The organism is Dokdonia sp. PRO95 (assembly GCF_000355805.1).
In the GTDB taxonomy this organism is placed as follows: domain Bacteria; phylum Bacteroidota; class Bacteroidia; order Flavobacteriales; family Flavobacteriaceae; genus Dokdonia.
This window is the reverse complement of record NZ_CM001837.1, coordinates 473,215-492,887: the sequence shown is the minus strand read 5'-3', so window position 1 is coordinate 492,887 and position 19,673 is coordinate 473,215. Positions and strand designations below refer to the sequence as shown.

At 36.3% G+C, this 19,673-nt stretch carries 17 protein-coding genes; 12 read left to right on the top strand and 5 right to left on the bottom strand.

All coding sequences use genetic code 11. The annotated features are described in order from the left end of the window. Nucleotides 1-15 precede the first annotated feature (15 nt). The 3 genes from rpsO to gldA all read right to left on the bottom strand — a co-directional run bounded on the left by rpsO (nt 16) and on the right by gldA (nt 2,421). Nucleotides 16-285, bottom strand: a complete 270-nt coding sequence (rpsO, locus tag D017_RS02045; RefSeq protein ID WP_035334411.1) for a 30S ribosomal protein S15 — start codon at nt 283-285, stop codon at nt 16-18. A gap of 258 nt (nt 286-543) precedes the next feature. Further along, entirely contained in the window at nt 544-1,386 is an 843-nt protein-coding gene (locus D017_RS02040) for a bacteriorhodopsin (protein WP_035334410.1), read from the bottom strand. 138 nt (nt 1,387-1,524) lie between these two features. Beyond that, nucleotides 1,525-2,421, bottom strand: a complete 897-nt coding sequence (gene gldA, locus D017_RS02035) for a gliding motility-associated ABC transporter ATP-binding subunit GldA (protein WP_035334408.1) — start codon at nt 2,419-2,421, stop codon at nt 1,525-1,527. 394 nt (nt 2,422-2,815) lie between these two features. Between gldA and D017_RS02030 the strand changes: the two genes are divergently transcribed. The 4 genes from D017_RS02030 (at nt 2,816) to D017_RS02015 (ending at nt 6,845) form a co-directional block, all read left to right on the top strand. After that, a complete protein-coding gene (locus D017_RS02030) occupies nt 2,816-3,634 on the top strand; it encodes a prephenate dehydratase (RefSeq protein ID WP_035334406.1) in 819 nt (272 codons plus the stop codon). Next, a complete protein-coding gene (locus D017_RS02025; protein WP_035334404.1) occupies nt 3,631-4,773 on the top strand; it encodes an aminotransferase class I/II-fold pyridoxal phosphate-dependent enzyme in 1,143 nt (380 codons plus the stop codon). Before D017_RS02030 ends, D017_RS02025 begins: the two co-directional genes overlap by 4 nt. Nucleotides 4,774-4,851: 78 nt before the next feature. Beyond that, nucleotides 4,852-5,703 (top strand): prephenate dehydrogenase, encoded by an 852-nt coding sequence (locus D017_RS02020; RefSeq protein WP_035334403.1) that lies wholly within the window; start codon nt 4,852-4,854, stop codon nt 5,701-5,703. 59 nt (nt 5,704-5,762) lie between these two features. Further along, entirely contained in the window at nt 5,763-6,845 is a 1,083-nt protein-coding gene (locus tag D017_RS02015) for a bifunctional 3-deoxy-7-phosphoheptulonate synthase/chorismate mutase type II (protein WP_013749997.1), read from the top strand. Between the two features lie 74 nt (nt 6,846-6,919). Here the strand turns inward: D017_RS02015 and D017_RS02010 are convergent, their stop codons facing one another. Next, nucleotides 6,920-7,573 (bottom strand): hypothetical protein, encoded by a 654-nt coding sequence (locus tag D017_RS02010; protein WP_035334400.1) that lies wholly within the window; start codon nt 7,571-7,573, stop codon nt 6,920-6,922. Between the two features lie 146 nt (nt 7,574-7,719). Here D017_RS02010 and rsgA point away from each other — a divergent pair, with 146 nt between their 5' ends. From rsgA to queA, 8 genes are all read left to right on the top strand, one after another. After that, nucleotides 7,720-8,676, top strand: a complete 957-nt coding sequence (gene rsgA / locus D017_RS02005; RefSeq protein ID WP_035334398.1) for a ribosome small subunit-dependent GTPase A — start codon at nt 7,720-7,722, stop codon at nt 8,674-8,676. A gap of 2 nt (nt 8,677-8,678) precedes the next feature. Next, on the top strand, nt 8,679-9,131 hold the full coding sequence (gene dtd / locus D017_RS02000) for a D-aminoacyl-tRNA deacylase (protein ID WP_035334397.1): 453 nt from the start codon (nt 8,679-8,681) through the stop codon (nt 9,129-9,131). Nucleotides 9,132-9,194: 63 nt separating this feature from the next. Continuing rightward, the gene (locus tag D017_RS01995; protein WP_035334396.1) at nt 9,195-11,096 is read left to right on the top strand and encodes a transglutaminase family protein; all 1,902 of its coding nucleotides are present in this window, start codon (nt 9,195-9,197) and stop codon (nt 11,094-11,096) included. 8 nt (nt 11,097-11,104) lie between these two features. After that, a complete protein-coding gene (locus D017_RS01990) occupies nt 11,105-13,108 on the top strand; it encodes a DUF3857 domain-containing protein (protein ID WP_160164950.1) in 2,004 nt (667 codons plus the stop codon). 57 nt (nt 13,109-13,165) lie between these two features. After that, entirely contained in the window at nt 13,166-15,175 is a 2,010-nt protein-coding gene (locus D017_RS01985) for a DUF3857 domain-containing protein (protein WP_035334394.1), read from the top strand. Between the two features lie 55 nt (nt 15,176-15,230). Beyond that, entirely contained in the window at nt 15,231-15,557 is a 327-nt protein-coding gene (locus D017_RS01980; protein ID WP_035334393.1) for a nucleotide pyrophosphohydrolase, read from the top strand. 6 nt (nt 15,558-15,563) lie between these two features. After that, a complete protein-coding gene (locus tag D017_RS01975) occupies nt 15,564-16,811 on the top strand; it encodes a 3-phosphoshikimate 1-carboxyvinyltransferase (RefSeq protein ID WP_035334391.1) in 1,248 nt (415 codons plus the stop codon). A 100-nt stretch (nt 16,812-16,911) separates the two neighbouring features. Further along, on the top strand, nt 16,912-17,961 hold the full coding sequence (gene queA / locus D017_RS01970) for a tRNA preQ1(34) S-adenosylmethionine ribosyltransferase-isomerase QueA (RefSeq protein ID WP_035334390.1): 1,050 nt from the start codon (nt 16,912-16,914) through the stop codon (nt 17,959-17,961). Nucleotides 17,962-18,157: 196 nt separating this feature from the next. Here the strand turns inward: queA and D017_RS01965 are convergent, their stop codons facing one another. Then, nucleotides 18,158-19,630 (bottom strand): helix-turn-helix transcriptional regulator, encoded by a 1,473-nt coding sequence (locus D017_RS01965; protein WP_035334388.1) that lies wholly within the window; start codon nt 19,628-19,630, stop codon nt 18,158-18,160. Nucleotides 19,631-19,673: the final 43 nt, after the last annotated feature.

Genomic DNA, 19,673 nt, shown 5'->3' with positions numbered 1-19,673 from the left:
CTTTTTAAAAAATTATTATTTACGGATACCTAGTTCCTTAATAATAGCTCTGTAACGTAAGATATCTTTTTTCTTTAAGTAATCAAGTAAAGAACGACGCTTACCTACTAGCATTACTAGTGAACGCTCTGTAACATAATCTTTACGATTTGTTTTCAGGTGGTTAGATAAGTGTGAGATACGTTGTGTAAAGATTGCGATTTGACCCTCAGCAGATCCTGTATCGTTTTTCCCTTTACCGTGCTTTGCAAAAAGCTCTTGTTTTTCTTCTTTTGTTAAATACATTCCAGTATTATTTTAAATGAAATTCATGTATTGATAGCGTCTCTATCAGCGTGCAAAGATACATTATTCTTTGTATTATCAAACTGTTGAGGCTCAATTTACAGCCATTTCTGTAAATTAAAGCCTTTACCGCTAGTTTTTAGGCAAAATTGCAAGATCTATAGGGCCTGCCTATATATAAAAATCACGTTAAACGGTATGCATGATACCATCTAACGTGATGTTACTATTGTTGAGTTTGTAACTCGCGTTTTACGATTAGCTATTTGCTTCGACTAGCTCTTTATTTTTACTTAATGTTATTGCTAGGTTACCTAGTAGTACACCATAGATGACTTTAGAACATACATCTGCAATTGTGTATACAAGTTGTCTCGCCATCACACCGTCTTCACTGTATAAAAATCCGTCTACACCAGTAAGGTATGGCATTAAGTAAGCGCCTGGGTATAAAGTCCACGATATTAAAAATAAGATCCAGATATTAGAAAGTATTTTTTGTCCTGCCGGAGAAATGCCTTCTTTTCCTTCTTTGATTACCTTTTTCATTACCCATAAAATATGGAAGAAAAATGCAGATGAAATAGCTCCCCATACTAAAAAGGCAGTCAAGTTACTTACTTCATGAAACTGGCCAATATATCCAGTAATAATCATCATTGCTCCAGAAAACCAGAACTGATTACGCACTGAGCTAAATTTTGAAGAAGTTAAGCTTACCACAAATAGAATTTGGAATAAAAGCATAGGTACATCGATGAGCCAGTTGAGATAGCGATATCCATTATTAAATAAATCTCCACTTGGATCTAGAAAATATCTTCCTACTTCTTCATTATAGGTGAAACTGGATGTCCAGTTTTGTGCCTGCGCATATAAAAGTAAAAATGCCGATACCATCACCACAGCTGATAAGATGTTCGACATTTGAAATTTTTTATCTACATTTTTGATGGTAAGGATAAAGTAGAGTAAGCCTGCGAGCATCACCGCATATCCTAATGTGAGAATATGTGATGTAAATTGATAAGCAATCTCAGAGAAGCCTTCTGTTGCGCCTATGAAGTTTTCAAAATTTGCATTTCCTAGTTCTTGTGTCATAGCAATTTTTTTATGGTTTTTCTTTTTTCCATAAAATTACGACTAACGATTACTTTGTTTAAGTTATTTAGTATTTAATTAAACAAAATTAAGAAAACAATAAGAGTGCGGGGTTTATAAGTGACTTACAAGGTGCTTTTAGGAGGAAGTGAGTTCCGTAAATAATCCTTCTAAGCTCACGTTTTTTTGATTGAGTTGTAGGATTTTAAGGTCGTTATCATGTGCAAAGTCAAAGACTTTTGCTCTCATATCATCTTGAGTACTAAACGTAATTTCATAAGTAAATCCTGTAGTGTTTTTTACAGAAGCTACTTTGTCTAGCCTGCTCAATGCAACTTCTTCTACGCGGTAATCAAATTCGGCTATGACTATTTGCTGCTGTCCATCTCGTAGTTCCGTCATTTTTTTGTCGGCTACTATAGTTCCTTTATTAATAATAATGACACGATCACAGATGGCTTCTACCTCTTGCATGATATGCGTACTCATTAATATCGTTTTTTCCTTACCTATATCTTTAATCAGATTTCTAATATCTAACAGCTGATTAGGATCGAGTCCCGTAGTTGGCTCGTCTAGTATCAATACTTCTGGGTCATGTAGTAAAGCAGTAGCAAGACCTACACGCTGTCTGTAACCTTTTGATAGTTGGCTTATTTTTTTATGTGCCTCAGAGGTTAGTCCTGTGAGGTTGATAACTTCATCTATACGTTCTTTTGATACCTTATAAACTCCTGCATTAAACGCTAGATATTCTCGCACATACATTTCTACATAAAGCGGGTTGTGTTCTGGTAAGTAACCCACAGCACGACGTACTTCTTGTACATTACTTTTTGTGTCATATTCATGCACCGTTGCTGTTCCAGAGGTAGGAGTTAGGTAGGTGGTGAGTATTTTCATCAATGTACTCTTGCCAGCACCATTAGGTCCAAGAAAACCTACAATTTCACCTTTTTGTAGGGAAAAGGAAATATGATCAAGCGCTTTCTGAGTGCCGTACATTTTTGTGATGTCTGTTACTACAATGGACATAGAGGAGTGTTTAATACTGTAAATGTAAGAATTGATAACGGGAGGATACATCTAAAAGTGTGATGATCATCCATGCGGATTAGATTTTAAGATAAGGATAGGTGTCGTATTCTCATTTTCATTAGTTTATCAATGTTTGATTGATAATTTCTCAAAATCTACGGCTTATAAAAAATATTTCACAAAAGGAGCTAAATAAATTGGCTCATTAGATATTTTTTCTACTTTAGCAGTCAAATAACTCAACATGTTATCAAACGTTTATTATTGGAACAATTTTTTCTATTTCTTCTTTTACGGGAAGAGATCAGGATTGATATTGTGCTAATTTAATAACACTCAATATTTCAATAAGTCCTGATAAATTTTTATCAGGATTTTTTTTTGCACAATTATGAAAGTAGCAATACAAGGCGTACAAGGATCATTTCATCACAAGGTAGCTCAAGAATTTTTTGGGACAGACGTTGCTGTGGTGGAGTGTATGTCTTTTCCTAGGCTAGTAGACGCACTGGTAGAAGGCGAAGTACAAGATGCTGTGATGGCTATAGAAAATAGTATCGCAGGGGCAATACTCCCTAACTATGCGCTGCTAGATAAACATGATTTGCATATAGAAGGAGAGTTCTACCTTGATATCCAGCACCAGTTAATGGCGTTGCCAGGTCAAGCAATAAATGACATAAAGGAGGTGTGGTCGCACCCTATGGCGATTTTGCAATGTCGTGAGTTTTTTAGAAACTACCCAGACATAAAACTTGTAGAAGATACAGATACCGCGGGTGTAGCACGTGAGATACAAGAAAACCAATTACAAGGAATAGCAGCCATAGCAAGCACAGCTGCAGCAAGTATTTATAATCTAGAAATCATAAGAGAGTCTATACAGACCATCAATGAGAATGCAACTCGCTTCTTTATTTTAAATAAGGATAAAAAACTAGTAAAAGGTGTTATTGATAAGGCATCTATAAGATTTTCGGCAGATCATAAGCGTGGTAGCCTAGCGGCAATTTTAAATGTACTGAGTGATTGCAAGATGAATCTCACAAAAATTCAGTCCATGCCTATAATCGAGAAGCCGTGGAAATATGCCTTTTTTGTAGATGTCACTTTTGATACGATAGAAAGCTTTAATAAGGCAGTACAATTACTAGAAATCATGGCAAATGACTTTAAAGTACTAGGAGCTTACAAAAACAGAAAGCAATGATGCAACCAGCAAATAGGTTACAGGAAACCAAGGAATACTACTTCTCGCGAAAGCTAAAAGAAGTTCGCGCACTCATTGCAGACGGTCATCCTGTGATTAATATGGGAATAGGAAGCCCAGATATGCCAGCGCCTCCGGCAGCAGTTGCGGCGATGCTCAAAGGATTACATGATAGTGTAGCTCACCAGTACCAGAGTTATACCGGTATTCCTGAGTTGCGAGGAGCCATGGCAGATTTTTATAAAAAGCAATATGGAGTCATCGCAAATCCAGATACTGAGATATTACCACTTATGGGTTCTAAGGAAGGTATTATGCACATTTCGATGGCATTTTTAAATCCCGGAGATAAAGTCCTTTTGCCTAATCCTGGATACCCTAGTTATGCTGCGGTAACAAAACTTGTGGAAGCAGAAGCAATTACATACGATCTCAATGAGGAGAACGGATGGTTGCCAGACTTAAAAGCGCTGGCGGCTCAAGATCTTTCGGGTGTAAAGTTAATGTGGGTAAATTATCCTCACATGCCTACGGGGACTAAGGTGCCAGATGGTTTTTTTGAAGAATTGATCGCTTTCGCGAAAGCGCAACACATACTAGTAATCAACGATAATCCATATAGTTTTGTCCTTAATGACAATCCGCAATCATTGCTTGCGGTTCCAGGAGCGGCTGAAGTAGCCTTAGAACTTAACAGTCTTAGTAAGACCTTTAACATGTCTGGATGGCGTGTGGGAATGGTACTAGGAAGCGCCGAAAATATAGGTCACGTATTGCGCGTAAAATCTAATATGGATAGCGGTATGTTTTATGGCATACAGAAAGGAGCTGTAGCAGCCTTAGGCTTAGGAGATGACTGGTTTGAGCATATCAATACCATTTATGGACGCCGCCGTAAACTAGTTTATGAGCTTGCCGAAAGGTTAGGTTGTACCTACGACAGAGAGGCTGTAGGATTATTTGTCTGGGCAAAACTGCCAGAAGGAATCGATGCAGAGGCTTTTATAGATAACATCTTGCTGGAGAAATTCATTTTTATCACACCAGGAACCATTTTTGGAACGATGGGGAAAGGATACATCAGATTTAGCCTTTGTGTAAAAGAAGAAAAAATTAAAGAAGCAATAAGTAGATTTTAAGATAATTAATAGCTGGATATGAGGTGTTTTTGTTAATAAAACATTGAATTTGAGCAATTAGAGAGTAATATTTAGATAATGAAAGACATTTACATCATAGGGTTGGGGCTTATAGGAGGATCATTTGCGCGAGATTTGCGCGAGCAAGAACCTGCGGCAACTATTTATGGTATAGATGCAAGTGATTCTCACCTAGCCGAAGCGTTGTCATTAGGTTTTATAGATAAAGGCGCCGTACTAGAAGATATTAAAACAGCAGACCTCGTAGTGCTGGCAATCCCAGTAGATGTGGCTATTCACGTACTACCAGACGTTCTTAATCATATAGGAGACGATACGATTGTGGTCGACATGGGATCTACAAAACAAGCCATTTGTGAAGTAGTAGCATCACACCCTAAACGTCGCAATTTTCTTGCATGTCATCCTATCGCAGGGACAGAGTTTTCTGGGCCTAGTGCAGCGATTACAGGCTTATATACTGGGAAGACTAATATTATATGCGAGGTAGAGAAAACAGCTTTTAAGCTGCAAGAACAAGTGCTAGACCTCTTCAAAAATATGGGAATGCGCATACGCTACATGGACCCTGTGTCTCATGACAAGCATATTGCTTACGTAAGTCACCTCTCACACATAAGCGCGTTTATGCTAGGTAAGACGGTGATACAAAAAGAGAAAAATGAACGTGATATTTTTGACATGGCAGGCAGCGGTTTTGCATCTACCGTGCGTTTGGCAAAAAGTAATCCAGTAACATGGACCTCGATTTTTAAAGAGAATAAAGAGAATGTCTTAGAGACATTAACTGAATATATTGCCAATCTCAACGATTTTAAAACACTTCTTGAAAATGATGATTTTCAAGGGGTGCACGATGAGATGGAAAACACGAACCACATTAAGGAAATTTTAAACGGAATTAAATAGTTTTGCGCTTTCGCGAAAGCGTAAATATCAAAAGCCCGAAGCGGCACAAATTAAATGTTATGGAAAATAAGAAAGAACTTAGAAATTGGTTAGACGCTTTTGGCCTTGATCACCCTCTTGTAATTGCAGGACCATGTAGTGCAGAGACGGAAGCGCAGGTGCTTAAAATTGCTCACCAACTGAAAGACACAGATGCTACCGTACTACGTGCCGGGATCTGGAAGCCAAGAACGCGTCCAGGAAACTTTGAAGGAGTAGGTGCTCTTGGACTTAAATGGTTACAAAAAGCCAAAGAAGAAACAGGAATGCTTACTACGACAGAGGTTGCAAATGCAAATCACGTAGACCTAGCTCTTGAAGCAGATATCGATATCTTATGGATAGGGGCTCGTACAACAGTATCTCCATTTATCGTTCAAGAAATTGCAGAAGCTCTTAAAGGAACAGATAAAACGGTGCTTATTAAAAACCCAGTAAATCCAGATCTTGCCTTATGGTTAGGGGCGGTAGAGCGTTTTTATACTCAGGATATTAAAAATCTAGGTGTAATACACAGAGGGTTCTCTACGTATGAGAAGACACGTTACAGAAATAATCCAGAATGGCAAATAGCGATAGATCTTCAGAATAAATTTCCAGATCTTCCTTTAATTCTAGATCCGTCACACATTGCTGGACGTCGTGATATTATTCATGATTTATGCCAGACAGGTCTTGATCTCAACTATGATGGTATCATGGTAGAGACGCATTATGACCCAGATAATGCATGGAGTGATGCTGCACAGCAAATCACACCAGCTACGCTCGTGCAAATGATGAAGGATTTAAAAATCCGCAAAGAAGAAGGTACAGAGGTAGAGTACAATAATAAATTGAACACATTGCGTACTAAGATTGACGTGATAGATCATCAGCTTATTGAAAGCTTAGGAAAGCGCATGAAAATCTCTGATAGTATAGGAGAGCTTAAGGCAGAAAATAACGTTTCGATTTTACAGACAAAACGATGGAACGAAATCCTAGGTAAGATGATTTTAGAGGGAGAGCAAAACAATCTAAGCGAAGAGTTTATACTACGTGTATTTAAAGCAGTACACCAAGAGTCTATAAATCACCAGAAGAAGGTGGCGAAGTCGTAAGACTTTAGATAGCTAGCTATAAAGAAAAAGGCTCAACGTAATGTTGAGCCTTTTTTTATTTGTGAGTAAAGTGATTAATCTTTCTTAGTGTAAGCAAGTCTTCTAGATGCTTTTCTCATTAAGACATTTACCAAGTCTTCAGGAGAGCTACCTAGCCCACCACGTACTTTTTTGTTATAGTTCCATAGAAGTTGGCCATCTGCTCCATTGTTTACATTCATGTTTACAATAGCACTATTTGTAGATCCACCAAAGCCTATTAGTAAAGACAGGGCAACGCTGGCTCCTTCGCTCATAGGTTTGTTAGTCTCATAATCTCCAGATATGATGGCATCTACCTCTAGAATTTTAGCAAGTTCGTCAGTAGTGTACTCATAAATGTTGTCATAGTCAATACCTTCCTTTTTTAGAAGAGCATTTGTTCTAGAAGGTTGTTGGATTTCTAGAGTAGTAAGTTTACCTCTTTTTTTTCTTTTTAGAAACCAAGAAAACATACCAGTTTGTAATCCCTCACCTTCTGCTTTTTCAAGACGGCTTAGTTGCTCATCTGTCATGTCTTTCATTTGTCTAGGTCTAAGCTTTACCTGAGTTTTAAATGGTACGATTGCGATAATTTTATGCTCCTTAGCAATTTCATCAAACGCTGGGTTTTCATACAGGCTTGTTTGAGCTACAAGGAAAGGAGTCATTAAAATAAAAGCTGCAATAAAAAGAATTGATTTTTTCATTAATATCATTTTTGATTGATTTATTGCGCTAAAATATTAAAATCTTGCTGTAAATTCCTACAATTCTTAAAATTAAGACAAGTAGTTTTTTTAATATTTCTAGTGAGTAACTAAAAAGAAAGTATTTTTGCAATTGACACAAGCGTATGACAGGAACTGTTTATAAATCTACTGGAAGTTGGTACACCGTAAAGACGGATGGCGGCCAGTGGTATGAATGTAGAATAAAAGGAAAATTCCGTATTAAAGGAATTAAAAGTACAAATCCAGTTTCTGTAGGAGATGTTGTAGATTTTGATCTTGATACTAAAAGTGATGTTGAGACGGGTGTGATTACAAAAATACACGACAGAGATAACTACATTGTACGTAAGTCTGTAAACCTTTCTAAGCAAACACACATCATCGCTAGTAACGTGGATACTGTATTCTTACTAGTGACGCTTAACAATCCGCCTACTTTTACGGCGTTTATAGATCGTTTTCTGGTAACTGCAGAGGCTTACCATATTAAAGCGGTGTTACTCTTCAATAAGATAGATACTTATAATGAAGAGGAAATTATGGAGATAAAATATCTTGCGGCAATGTATCGCGAGATAGGATATGAGTGTGTAGGAATTTCCGCAATTACTGGAAAGAATATCGATGCGGTAAAAGAAATGATGGAAGGTAAGACGTGTATGTTTACAGGTCATTCTGGAGTAGGAAAATCTACTCTTGTCAATGCCATCGAACCTACCTTGGATCTCAAAACAAAGCAAATAAGCGTACAGCACAGTCAAGGACAGCATACTACTACCTTTGCAGAGATGTTTGATTTACATTTTGATGCACGTATTATCGATACTCCTGGAATCAAAGGGTTTGGTATTGTAGATATGGAACGAGAAGAAATAGGAGACTATTTTCCTGAGTTCTTTGCTTTAAAGAGTGAATGCAAATTCAATAACTGTTTGCATCTTGAAGAACCTAAATGTGCTGTAAAAGAGGCACTTGATAATGATGAGCTACATTGGTCACGTTATAAGAGTTATACACAGATGCTAGAAGGAGATGACGAGCAGCATTACAGAAAAGATCACTACCCAGAAGAGCAATAATAATGAAGGCAGTAATTCAGCGAGTAACAGAAGCTTCTGTCACTATAAACGGAGTTGTAAAATCTGAGATTAACCAAGGGTTACTTGTTTTGCTAGGTGTTACTCATGAGGATACCAATGAAGATGTTGAGTGGCTCACAAATAAAATAATTGGCCTGCGAATTTTCAGTGATAATGATGGTGCCATGAATCTTTCTGTGGGTGATGTTGATGGAGACATTTTGGTTATTAGTCAGTTTACGTTATTTGCAAGTACTAAGAAGGGGAATCGACCTTCATTTTTAGAAGCAGCACGACCAGATAAAGCCATCCCGATGTATGAGGAGTTTGTGAGTACGCTTTCGCGAAAGCGCAACAAACCCACCTATACAGGAGAATTTGGTGCAGATATGAAGGTTCAATTACTTAATGATGGGCCTGTTACAATTGTAATTGATACAAAAAACCGCGTATAATTCTTGTAAGAGAATTCTTTAAGTTTTATTTTGGCGCATAATTCATCAATCATCAATCAATTAATGCGTTTTATTTACTTTCTTGCCTTCTTGGGCTTTACTTCTGTGATGTATAGCCAAGATTTAATCTATACTGTAGCTGATATTCCTGAGGAGCTAACAAACAATGCAGATGCTGTTGTAAGGCTTCAAGAAACTCATATTGAAATCTCAGATTATAAAACTCTTTTTAGAGAAGAAAAGAGAGTTGTTACTGTACTTAATTCGAAAGGCTTAAGACATATAAATGCAGCCGAGTTCTATGATGATAACACTAAGGTTTTAAGTCTTCAGGCGATTATACTTGATGCATTTGGAAATGAGGTCGAAAAAATAAAGAAAGGAGACTTTAGAGATGTGAGTGCTGTAGATGGTTTTAGCCTTTATTCAAGCTCAAGAGTTAGATATTTAGACTTTACACCTACTACAGGTTTCCCATTTACAGTGATTTTTACATCTAAAGTAAAATCAGTTAGTACTGCTTTTATCCCATCTTTTAGATTGTACAATAATTTTAGAACTAGTATTGAGAACATAAAATATAATATAAATGTAGCTCCTAGTTTAGGACTCCGCCATAAAATTATTGACGATAATAATGACTTAGAAGTACAGAATCAAATTAATGTAATAAGTATATCAGCTAGTAATAAACTAAGCATCTCACAAGAGACTTATGGTCTTCCTATACATGAAGTAGTACCCAGAGTTTTGTTCTCTTTAGAGAGGTTTCATCTTGCAGGTGTGGATGGTAATGCTAAGAACTGGAAAGAATTTGGCACTTGGATGAATAATAGTTTACTTCGAGGAATGACAGCGCTAGACGATGAAACAGTGTCGGAAATACAGTCTTTAGTTTCTGATGCAAAAACTGATGAAGAAAAAGCGAGAATCATCTACGATTATGTGCAGCAAAAAACGCGATATGTAAGTGTGCAAATTGGTATCGGTGGTTGGAAACCTACTCCCGCTCAAGAAGTCCATGACTTAGGATATGGCGATTGTAAAGGTCTAGTGAATTATACGAAGGCTTTGTTGGAAGTTGTTGGTGTGCCTTCATATTATACCGTAGTATATGCGGGAGATGAAAAGAGAAGTTTAGAAGAGGATTTTGCATCACTGCAAGGTAGTCACGTTATTCTCGCTATCCCTAAAGATGATAATTATACCTGGCTCGAATGCACTAGCCAGACAATACCTTTTGGTTTTTTAGGAGACTTTACAGATGATAGAGATGTACTTGTTATCAAACCAGAAGGCGGATTCATAGTGCACACTCCTGAGTATAGTAATGATACTAATCTTCAGGAAATTGAAGGTGATTACACAGTTGACTTAAACGGGGCACTTTCAGGAGCATTAAGTATATCTACATACGGAACACAATATGATAGCAGATCTGGATTACTTGAGTTAGAGAAAAAAAAACAAAAACGGTATTACTATAATTTTTTTAATAGTATCAATAATCTAAAGATTGATAGTATCAATTTTACAAACAATAAGGACAAGGTGAATCTGCAAGAAAAACTTGTCTTTACATCAAAAAGTTATGCATCTAAAGTAGGTGAAGATTTTACATTAACTCTCAACGCTTTTAATAGAATAAGGCGCATGCCTAGAAAAGAAGTCGAGCGCACAAGTTCCTTTAGAATTGATAGAGGTTATAAGGATGTAGATGTTATTACAATAAATACTCCGAAAGAGTTTAAAATCCGATACTTGCCAGAACCTGTAGTGTTGCACTCAGAGTTTGGAAAATACGTGCTTACTGTCGAATTGATTAATGACAACAGCTTGTCATACAGACGGGTATTAAATATAAATAGCGGAACTTTTTCTAAAGAAGACTATAAAGCGTATAGGAAGTTCTTACAAGGTGTCGCTAAATATGATAATTCAAAAATTTTACTCGAAAAAATATGATAACCAATATGAATAGATTATTACTCATTCTCTTTGTCGTAGGTTTCTCTACAGCCACTTGCTTTTCACAAAATTATAAATTTGGAAAAGTCTCTAAAGAGGAACTGATGCAAGATGTGCACCCTAATGAGCCGGAAGCTGATGCTGCAATTTTATATAGATTATTTAGGACAAAATTCAATTACACTAATGACGAGGGCTTCACAGCAACTACAAATTTTCAAAATCGTATAAAAATTTATAACGAGAAAGGTAATGATTGGGCATCAGTTAGCATATTCCTTTATACTGGCTCAGGAGGTGCGGAAAATATAAATGGTCTCAAAGCGTATACGTATAATCTTGATGAGAAAATAGAGAAAACGAAATTAGATAAAAAGAATATTTTCAAAGAGGAGGTTAATGAGAATTATACTAAGGTAACTTTTTCGATGCCCAATATAAAAAGCGGATCGATTATAGAATATGAATATAGTATCAGGTCGCCGTATTTAACCACTTTTGATAAGTATTACTTTCAAGAATCAATACCTGTTGATGTAGTAGAAATGACTCTAGCTTCTCCTGAGTATCTTGTTTATAAAACTCATCGCAATGGTTGGGTACCTTTTTCTATTGCTAAAAGTTCACGAGAAGGTAATTTTCAAATAAGGTATAAGGAAAAATCAACTTCTAAGATTAAACAACCGGAAAATAGAACTCGGACTATAAAGTATAGAGAAGATATTTCTGAAGTAAATTTAAAAAATGTACCATCTCTCAAATCAGAGCCTTATGCTGGTAATGTAAATAATTACCGTACTACTTTACAGTTTGAATTAGAAATGACTCGTTTTCCTAATGATGCACCTGAGTTCTTTGCAACAAGTTGGGATGAGGTGGCTAGCAATATATACAAATCTTCAGGTTTTGGATCTCAACTTAATAGACAAGGTTTTTTTAAGGATGAGGTTGATCTGCTTATTAATGAGGTGTCAGAAAAAGAAAAGGTTGTGAAAATTTATGATTACATCCGGAATAAGATTACATGGAATGGTAATTATGGGATTTTTGTAGAGAATGGTACAGCTAGTACATTCAAAAACAATATTGGAAACATGGCAGATATTAATTTGTTACTTGTGTCAATGTTGAAGTATGCAGGAATTAAGGCAGATCCTATTTTATTAGGTACAAAATCTCATGGAATTTACCTTTTCCCTACGAGAACTGGATTTAATGCTGTTATAGCTGGAGTAGAGATTGAGGGGGAATTAGTATTGCTAGATGCTTCAGATAAATTAGGTAGTCCTAATATATTGAAAAGTCAACTACTTAATTGGTTTGGAGGAAGAATGGTTGAAGATGATGGCGTATCTAAGGCAATAACTTTAAAAAATGCACAAGCAATACACTATGCTCTTGCCAATGTAAATTTTGATGATACGGGAATTGCCAGTGCATCGGTAAAAAATAGATTTTCAAATAATTATGCTTATGAAATGCGAAAATCTTTATACGGTAAAGAAGAGACTGAACTTAGCACAGCAGTGTCTGCAGAATTTAATGATACTGAAATAGAAAATCTTAATGTTTCTGACTTATTAAATACATACAAGCCTTTAAGTGTATCTTTTGATGCAGATGTTGCTAGTTATTTTGAGACTATAGGAGATAAAATTTATTTGAACCCATTATTTTTTTATAGTACAGACGAGAATTTATTCAAGTCCGATGAAAGAACACTACCTGTAGATTTTGATTATTCTCGTTCGGATCGAATAACCATCAATATAAGTATTCCTGAGGGCTACGTTGTAGAGACTCTTCCAGAACCATTAGTGGTTTCTATGGTGGATGGTATAGCTTCTTATAAATATAATATCTCGAACGCTACGGCAGGTTTATCTATTTCAGTGCAACGAACTATAGATACACCATTAGTAGCAGTAGATTATTATAAATCTTTAAAAGCTTTTTTTGAGATGATTATTAAGAAAGAAAGTGAGAAAGTTGTCTTCAAGAAAGCCTAGTGAATCAAATTTTCTGAATAGATACTTTTTAGATTTTATTTACTTTAAAAATTTAATATGAATAAATTATTACTCTTTTTTTTTATTGCAAGTTTTTGTTCAGCCACTTGCTTAGCGCAAAATTATAAATTTGGTAAGGTTTCTAAAGAAGAGTTGCTGGAAGTAGAGCATCCTTTAGAGCCTGAGGCAAAGGCTGCTATATTGTACAGGAATTTTGAAACTACTTTTATTTATGCTAAAGAGAAAGGGTTTACAGGTCTCATAAAAAGACAGGAACGCATAAAGATTTATAACAAAGACAACAATGATTGGTTAACGGTGAGTGTCTATTTGTATCAAGGGGCTAATAACAGTGCAAATGAGGTTTTGAGTGGCCTTAAGGCATATACTTTCAATTTTGATGGAGACGTAGAAAAAATCAAACTTGATAAAAAACAGATTTATAAAGAGAAGATTAATGAGAGGTACACAAAAGTTACTTTTACAATGCCTAACATAAAAAACGGTTCTGTAATAGAGTATGAATATTCCATAAGAACGCCTTATCTAAATAAATTTGATAAATTTTACTTCCAAGAATCTATACCTATAAAAAAGGTGGGATTATCTTTTGAAGCTCCCGAGTATCTTGAGTATAAAATTCATAGAAGCGGCTGGTTGCCATTCAAAATTAACACAAGTTCAAGAGGCCGAAAATTATCAATTCCTTACAAGCAAAAAGCTCAAGGATTGGCTATAAAGGAAAAAAAGGGAACAAATGTATTTGAATTTGACGATATAGAATCCTCAGTAGTCCAGAATGATGTTCCATCTCTTAAGAGAGAGCCGTTTTCTGGAAATGTAAACAACTATAGGTCTACACTTCAATTTGAATTATCTGCTACCCGTTACCCTAATCAAGTGCCAGAATTTTATACATCTAACTGGGGTGATGTAGCAAAGCAAATTTATGACTCGCCTAATTTTGGTGGGCAACTCAGAAAAAAAGGATTTTTTAAAGATGATATTGATCAACTAATTGTCGGATTGTCTAAAAAAGAAGCAATACTCCGCATTTATGATTATGTTAAAACTAAAATGGTTTGGGATGGTTTTTACGGTATATATGTTAATGATAATTTATCTAGTGTCTATAAAGAAACGAAGGGAAGCCTTACTGAAATAAACTTGCTCCTAGTGTCAATGCTTCAATATGCTGGTATAGACGCATCACCAGTGATACTCGGAACTAAGTCTAACGGGATTTTTTTATTTCCAACCCAGTCAGGATTTAATGCAGTTATTGCTTGTGCTAAAATAGACGGAGATTTATTGTTGCTTGATGCATCAGATAAGATGTCAAGTCCTAATGTGCTTAAACCAGAATTACTTAATTGGTTTGGAGGTAGATTATTAAAAGAAGATGGAGTCTCAGAAGAAATAAAACTAATTGCAAAGCAAGCTACCCACGATGCTGTTGTTAATGTGAAAATTGACGAAGAGAACTCGCCTATGGTCATGGCAAATAATAGATATACCAATAATGATGCATATAAAATGCGTAAAAATTTATCGGGTAAAGATGTTTCAGAAATGGCAATATATATATCTTCCATTTATAAAGATTATGAAATACTTGATCTTGGGGTAAAAGAAATAGATAATGTCTATAAGCCACTCAAGTTGTCATTTAAGTCAAGGGCAGATGATTATATTGAAACGATAGGTGATAAAATGTACATAAGTCCACTATTATTTTATGGCGAAGAAATAAATGTCTTTAAAGAAGAAGAGCGTAAACTACCTATAGATTATGAATATGGGCGTTTGAGTAGGTTTATATTTAATATAGAAATTCCAGACGGCTATCAGGTAGAAAGTATGCCAGAGTCATTATCTGTAAGTCTAGCTGGAAACATCGGATTTTATAAATACATTATATCAAAAAATGTCAATGGGGTTACTATTTCTGTTCAACGATCAATTAATGAGTCATTTCTAGAGGCAGATAGCTACGGTGATTTAAAGAAATTCTATGAAGCAATAGTTTCTAAGGAAACAGAAAAAATAGTATTATCTAAAATCTAATAGTAGGATAAGTTTGGCTTTTGATTAAAACAAAGTAGTTTTGATAAAAAAAGACATGAACATTTCAGACTCACAACAAGCAGTAGACGATTGGATAAAAGCTCACGGAGTGCGCTATTTTAATGAACTTACTAATATGGCTCAGCTTACTGAAGAAGTTGGAGAGGTGGCGCGCATTATTGCACGTCGCTATGGGGAGCAGAGTGAGAAAGAAAGTGATAAAAACAAAGATCTAGGCGAGGAACTTGCAGATGTAATGTTTGTAGTATTATGCCTTGCCAACCAAACAGGAGTTAATCTTCAAGAAGCGTTTGATAAAAAGCTTGATATAAAGACTAAGCGTGATCATGATCGTCATCACAATAATGAGAAATTGAAGTAATAGCCTATGCTCTTAAAAGTACAACATACTGCAGCCAGCAGCAGTGGTGAGATACAAATCACAGGGTCAAAAAGTGAGACTAACAGACTGCTTATCTTACAAGCGCTCTTTGATGGTATTGTGGTAAAGAATATTTCAAATAGTGATGATGCTGCGGTGATGCAAAAGGCACTAGCATCTAAGGATACTGAGGTAGATATTTACCATGCAGGTACGGCTATGCGTTTTCTTACCGCTTATTTTTCTATACAAGAAGGTAGAGAGACATTGCTCACGGGGAGCGAGCGCATGCAGCAGCGCCCTATGGCAATACTTGTAGAAGCATTGCAGCAGTTAGGTGCTCAAGTTTCTTATGTAAAAAATGATGGGTATCCGCCGCTTCATATTAAAGGATGTACACTCACAAAAAGTGAGGTTACGCTCAAGGCAAATGTGAGCAGCCAGTATATCTCTGCACTTATGATGATGGGAGCAGCGCTAGAAAATGGACTTACCATTCATCTCGATGGTAAAATCACTTCGGTACCATATATAAACATGACGCTAGCATTATTACATCAGCTAGATATTGCGGCCACTTTTGAAGGTCAGATTATAACTATCAAACCAGGAAGAAAAAGTAGCGAGCATAGGGAAATTACAGTAGAGTCAGACTGGAGTAGTGCATCTTACTTTTATAGTATTGTTGCGCTTTCGCGAAAGCGTACTTTAGACACTTCTATAACCATAAGCAGTTATAAGGAAGATAGCTTGCAGGGTGATGCGGTCTTGCAAGATATTTATAAGCAGCTAGGTGTAATTTCTGAATTTAATGGGGATACACTTACCTTGTCACTAGCCAAAGATTTTGAACTTCCTGAAACAATCACTTTGGATCTTGCAAATGCGCCAGATATTGCACAGACTATAGCAGTTACTTGTTTAGGACTAGGAGTAGGATGTCATCTCACGGGATTGCATACACTCAAAATAAAAGAAACAGACAGGCTAGAAGCACTACGAGAAGAGATTACAAAGCTAGGCGGTGGGATTATGGTAACAGACACAGATCTTACCTTACTGCCACAAGAAACAGCGCTTAACGAGAATATTACGATTGCGACATATCATGATCATCGTATGGCAATGGCTTTTGCGCCACTAGCGCTATCGGTTCCATTGTTGATAGATGATGCGGGTGTGGTGTCTAAGTCATATCCAGATTTTTGGAAAGATTTAGAAACTTTAGGGTTTGGTCAAGAGATAATTGGCTAAACACTTGACAACGCCTATCTCAAGATTGTATCTTTGCGATCTTGCAAATGAGCGGTTCATACTGCTTTTGTGAGCACAAAAACTAAAATAAAAACCCTTTATGAAGTTATCACATTTTAACTTTGATTTGCCAGATGAATTACTGGCAGATCGCCCAGCCGAAAATCGTGACGAGTCACGCCTTATGGTACTTAACCGCAAAGAGCAGACTATCGAGCACAAAATGTTTAAAGACATTATTGATTATTTTGAGCCGGAAGATGTGATGGTGCTTAATAATACTAAGGTTTTTCCAGCGCGTTTATACGGTAATAAAGAAAAAACTGGAGCACGTATCGAGGTATTCTTACTTAGAGAGCTTAACTCAGAAACACGCCTATGGGATGTTCTTGTAGATCCAGCACGTAAAATACGTATAGGTAACAAGCTTTACTTTGGTGACGATGAGAGTCTAGTAGCAGAGGTAATTGATAATACAACATCAAGAGGACGTACACTTCGTTTCTTATATGATGGATCTTATGAGGAGTTTAGAAAAAAGCTAACTTCATTAGGAGAAACGCCATTACCTAAATATATTAATAGAGAGGTAGAGCCAGAAGATGAAGATCGCTACCAGACCATTTATGCAACAGAAGAAGGAGCTGTAGCAGCACCTACTGCAGGATTACACTTCTCAAAGCACTTGTTAAAGCGTCTTGAAATTAAAGGAGTAGACTTTGCTGAGGTTACACTACACGTAGGTTTAGGAACTTTCAGTGCAGTTGAGGTAGAAGATCTATCTAAGCATAAAATGGATAGTGAAGAGGCATATATACATAAGCCAGCAACAGAAATCATTAACAAGGCGCTGAAGGAAAAACGTCGTATTTGTGCCGTAGGTACAACTTCAATGAGAGTGATGGAGAGTGCTGTTTCTAGCAATAATACTCTTAACGAGTTTGGTGGATGGACTAACAAATTTATCTTCCCTCCATACGATTTTAGTATTGCAAATTGTATGATTACAAACTTTCACACGCCTAAGTCTACTTTATTAATGATGGTTTCTGCATTTGCAGGTCATGACTTTATGAAGAAAGCTTATGAAGAAGCGGTAAAAGAGAAATATAAATTCTACTCTTACGGAGATGCAATGTTGATTATCTAATTTCAACATATATAACTATAGAAACCCAAACAGCAATGTTTGGGTTTTTTGTTTTAGGAGCATCACCTTATAGTATTTGTGGTATCTAGTTTCCCGCTTTCATTGCAATTCCTCGCGCCGGCTTCGCCAGGCAGCTGTGGGATTTTCATTACAATCGGGGCTAGGGAGTTAAGCCCACTTGTGTACGCTAGTATTCTTAATGCTCATCATTAAGCTGCTTCACAATGGCTGCAATGTTTTTGTTTTTTGAAGTTCGGTCTAGAACCTTAGGTGGAGCTTGTCGCACTTCACAATCTTTAATGGCGCAACGCTCGCAAGTTACTCCTACATTACGCGTGGGGATATTTGGATCCTTAAGGAATTTTATTTTGCGCTCTAGTTGTTTGTTGATGAGGAGACCTATGCTTATGCTTCTAAACTTGTCTTCTTTAAAGGGGTCCTTTGTAGCGGTAGATAAAACTAAGTACCGTACACCTTCATTTTCATAATTAGAAATTTGCAAGTCAAACTTACTATTCTCGCTACTCTTAGATAGATCTTTAAGTACTTGTAGTGACACCCATCTTCTGCAATAGTGTTCATCACTCTCATTAGCTCTTGGTGCGTGCTGGTGTGCTAGGTGTAGCTCCTTTGTGAGGTGAAATTTTGTGTCGTTAAGTTTGTGCGTAAACCGCAAGAAAAACAAGTTTTTAATGTTGAATTCTTTAGGTAGGATATTTGTAAGTCGCTGATAGAAAGACTCAGGTGATGCGTTAAATTCATTTGTAATGTGCTCAAAAGTATCTTTTTGAAAAGTACGCTCCTTAAAAATATCTTTGATTTTAGTTGTGAGGTTTTTTCTTGGAATGATTAATGCTCCAGCAAAGTAAGAGGCATAAAAATTATTGAGCACTTGGTCAAAAGTTTCAAAAAGAATCCACGGGAACGTGTATAGCCTTTCTGTAATGTTTAGATAATTATAGGCTATTTCCTTTGCGTAGATAAATGTGCGTTGTGACTCATCTATATCACCCGCGACTAGTAGCGATCGTGATTTTGGAATAAAAACAGATCGGAGGTTATCTAAATCCTCGTGTTTGTCTAGTTCATCATTTTTTATGGTGTAGTTGTACTCTTCTATGAGAATTTCCTCTAGTTCATTTGATAAGATACCCTGTCCTTGATTTATTTGATAAGACTTAACAAAGTCGAGCACTTTTTGCTCTACGTTGTCAAAGTAGTTATTGTTTGCCTCTTGAAATGATCGCACAGAGGCTAGAAAGAAGCTTTCTCTGCTAAAGTTGTAGTGTTGCGCTATCTCTATAATTGTGCTTATAAAAGCATTGACCTTGGCTGGAGCATTAGATACAATATCTATTAAGTCACTTTCCTTAATCCCAAAAAGCTCAAGAGGTATCTCTTTGAGAATCTTTGATTTTAAAATCTCTCCTATGGGAGCAAGATTTTTATCAAGTTTCAAAGAGACCATTTGATCATATGGAATGTCTAATTTTTCAGAAAGTGTGACAATCTTATCTGGTTTAGGATATTTTTTTCCATTTTCAATTTCATTTAAATATGATTTTGAAAGCCCTGTAAGTTTTGATAGTCCAAAAAGTGATAAATTCTTGTCAGTCCTTATCTGGCGTAGCTTTAAGCCAAATATAAGTTTGATATCTTCTTCTTCCATATAAACAAATATACCACTTTTTGCGAACAGCTATCTTTAGTGA